This is a genomic window from Marinobacter guineae (assembly GCF_002744735.1).
In the GTDB taxonomy this organism is placed as follows: Bacteria; Pseudomonadota; Gammaproteobacteria; order Pseudomonadales; family Oleiphilaceae; genus Marinobacter; species Marinobacter guineae.
Window position 1 is genome coordinate 1 of sequence record NZ_KZ319350.1, and the last position, 2006, is coordinate 2006.

The window sequence follows — 2006 nt, forward strand, 5'->3', positions numbered from 1 at the left end:
CAGTCCCGCAACGCGGGATGAGCGAATAGCGAACCCGGAGAAGCCCGCCCCGAAGGGCGCGCCCAGGTGTTCATCACCCAACTAAGAAGGCCGGCCGAAAACCAATCGGTTCCCGACCGAAACACCATTCCTCGGTTTCCCGCTATGCTTGAACGCCTTCATCCAAACAACCAGGCAATCGATTCTCTCTCGCTGCATTTCGGCAGTTCTTAACCACCTCGACGTTAGCACTGTGAGCTTTCCATTCCCCGAACGCAGCATCATCGACCGTGACCAGAGACTTCCCTTCCGATAGTGGTAGCTCCCTCACTACGGTTCCACGTTTCAAGGGCCAATCCCCAACGTGTTGGCCGGTATCCCTCAAAAACTGAGCGGTAAACCTTACCTCTTTCCCTAGTAAACTCATGCTGCTGTTTCCTTACGTTTTTGGATGTGAATAACCAGGTCCCGAAACTGCCTGCCCGTCATTGGTCCCAGCCGAATCGGCTTTCGCTTTGAAAATGCCCGCACCACGGCTCGTGCTCGATGATCATAGAGACGCATGGCGATCCCTCCCGAGCAATCTCATCTCACCCATGCTGCGCCTTAGATCGCGCGTGCTCTCACACAAATCTGCAAACAGAACAGCGTGGCGACGTGTGACAAAATCACCCAGACTGTCACGGCGTTTTCCGGCGATACCAAACACTGAATGAGAATGCACCCCTCCACCGGTCACTGTTACCAGTTCAAACTCGTCGTACATCGCCAGATCGGCCGCACTGCGCAAATAGATCAACGTGTCCATGTGTAGCTCCTTACCCGCCACGGGTAACCCATAATTTTTGTGCTTACCCGCCACGGGTAACGTGACGGGTAGCAGTTCGGTTAAGCGATCAACCGCTTGATGTCTTTGGCGTGTTCCGAATCCATGGCGTCGAGCCACAATCGGTTATAAGCCGTGTAAAACACGGGATCACCGGTGAAACACGCAAGGCGGGTAAACGCTACCAACGACAACGCCATGCCTGCGGTCGTCGCATCTGCGCGTACAGCTACCAGGTTCCGAGGGTTGAACAATTTGAGGCGCTCGTTGATCACCGGCTCCATGAAAAAGCCAGCGGAGTTGGTGGCAAGATAAAGCCACTGGGCACCACGAAATTGCGGCTGCCACTCAGCCATTACCGAGAAAACGGTTTGCTCAATCTCAGCGCGGTACGCGCTCAAATAGTGTGGAAAAGCCGCTTTGCGGAATTTGAAAACAGACGCCGAAGCGCTGGACAAACAGGGTGCGGTTGCACTCATGGTGGGAATCTCCTAACTCGCCTCGAAACCGCCGGCGAAACACGGGGGCCAGCAACTGCTGACCACTCTGAAATTATCGTTTATAGGTCGCCTTTTGTCAACTTTTAAGGCAACATTTAAAGCCCTAGTTTTATCTTTGAGCCGGAATCTTTCCAGCCACTAATGTGATTAACGGGTTGCTCATGCTCCTGGGCCACTCCAAATGCAGATAGCTGGGTTGAGCTACCGATGCCCTAAAGTCCACTCGACTCGTCGCAACGAAGGCTGTACCGGCAACCAGAAACGCGATCCCGACCGCTTTCAGTTCATCTTTCACGATACCTCTCCCTGAGAAAGTGGGGGCCAGACTTCGGCCCCCTAAGGGTTACTTGATATGAAGTTCCAGCGTCCAATCCTTGGACACAAAACGGAAATCAACCTCGGAACCCAAGACGGTAGCCAAAAGCAATACGGCGATAATCCATTTTCCGTACTTGGCTAGTTGCAGCTTGGTTTTCATTTTTCTTACTCCATCGCCTCGTAACACCGGCGAGCGTGGCGCTTAGAATATTCCCTAAGTGCAGGATAATAATACCATTATTTCCTATTTATCGTCAATCTTTCTGTATATTTTTCAGTGATCAAAACACCCTCCTAGAACCCGAATTGATCTTAGAAAACGCTTGCACCGCGCTCTGTGATGATCTTGATTGTCCGGATGCCGCCGGGATCGGGCAGAGCCC

3 protein-coding genes are annotated in these 2006 nt (G+C 52.6%); all 3 read right to left on the reverse strand.

Annotated elements, in window-relative coordinates:
• Positions 1 to 529 precede the first annotated feature (529 nt).
• The 3 genes from CLH62_RS20790 to CLH62_RS21545 all read right to left on the reverse strand — a co-directional run bounded on the left by CLH62_RS20790 (position 530) and on the right by CLH62_RS21545 (position 1783).
• Positions 530 to 787, reverse strand: coding sequence for a hypothetical protein (locus tag CLH62_RS20790; protein ID WP_099620076.1), 258 nt, complete (start codon positions 785 to 787; stop codon positions 530 to 532).
• Between the two features lie 80 nt (positions 788 to 867).
• Positions 868 to 1284, reverse strand: coding sequence for an antirestriction protein (locus CLH62_RS20795; RefSeq protein WP_099620077.1), 417 nt, complete (start codon positions 1282 to 1284; stop codon positions 868 to 870).
• Between the two features lie 364 nt (positions 1285 to 1648).
• The gene (locus CLH62_RS21545) at positions 1649 to 1783 is read right to left on the reverse strand and encodes a hypothetical protein (RefSeq protein WP_265734816.1); all 135 of its coding nucleotides are present in this window, start codon (positions 1781 to 1783) and stop codon (positions 1649 to 1651) included.
• Positions 1784 to 2006: the final 223 nt, after the last annotated feature.